At 62.9% G+C, this 1,106-nt stretch carries 1 protein-coding gene; it reads right to left on the bottom strand.

Annotation, left to right across the window (positions count from 1 at the left end):
* Window positions 1-1,039, bottom strand: a 1,039-nt coding sequence (locus AC5RWX_RS33650) for a polysaccharide pyruvyl transferase family protein (RefSeq protein WP_494100480.1), incomplete at its 3' end; no start/stop codon positions are given.
* Between the last annotated feature and the right edge of the window lie 67 nt (window positions 1,040-1,106).

The raw sequence follows: 1,106 nt of genomic DNA, 5'->3' as shown, positions 1-1,106 counted from the left end.
CCGTCCGTTGTCCGATGACGGAGTTGACCCACTTGGTGTCGTCTCCATCGCCGAGATGGCGAAGTGAACGAAGAACAGGCCGCAAACCCCAGTTTTCCAAGGCTCCGCCGATCCGCACCTCACCGTAGTAGTCCACTGCAACGGGGAGGACGGGAACGCCGGCCGAAAGTCCAAAAATCACCGGATGGTAGCGGCTGGAGATGATCAATTCCGCGTTGGCTGTCAGGGCCGCCGTTTCCTCCGCGGCCCTCTGGTCCAGCACCCGGATATCCGGCGCCTTGGAGAGGCGGGCAATGGCAGCATGGCACTCCTGGTCTCCGTCGCGTATACCGAACGTTGATACATGGGGGAGAAGCAGTATGGGCAGCTGCAGATGCTCGTAGGCGAGGTCAAGCAGGCGTGCCATATGCCGGTGGTAGTCGTTGCGCGGCATTGCGCCCGACGCCGGGGCGAACGTAGCGGCAATGTAGCCGGACGGCGGGATTTCCGAGGCTTTCAAGTCCACGCCCTGGGCGAAGAAGGCGGCGTCGTCCAAAACCTGCGCCGACTCCACGTCCAGCGAGGACAACAGATCGTACGTGTGCCTTTCACGGGAGCCCACTGCATCGCACAGGCGCAGGGCTTCCGCTACCTCTGCCTGCTCCGGCCCGGCGAGGACCGGGCCCACCGTCTGCCCTGACACCAGCACTTTAAGGCCCATCGAGTGCGCCACCCTGATGGCCGCAAGGCGTTCGAAGAGAAGTCCGCCGTATTGCGAGGTGAGATTGCCTCCGCCGGCCAGGAGCAGGGTGCCGCAACCGGCAAATGCGTCCCGGAACGTGCGGACAACCTCAGCGGCGCGTTCCGTTGCCGGTCCACCGCCGAGAAGATGCTTGATCTCCTGCAGGAGCTGGTGCCTTTCGAAGGCGTTCCACGGCACCTCCGGCCTCTTCGCAGCGGGCATGCCATAGAACTCCGAGGTTTGCTCGATATCGTGCGTGAGCACCACAAAACTGTTGAATCCACGCTTCTGAAGCTCCGCAATGGCGGCGTGAGTCATCGCCTCATCGCCCACATGGTATTCGTGCTGGCCTACGTCACCAAGGACGGCGATGCTCTGCTCCTTG

The organism is Arthrobacter sp. SPT-J7 (assembly GCF_059089965.1).
Note: the sequence above shows the minus strand (reverse complement) of the source record. Positions and strands in the feature narration are given on the sequence as shown.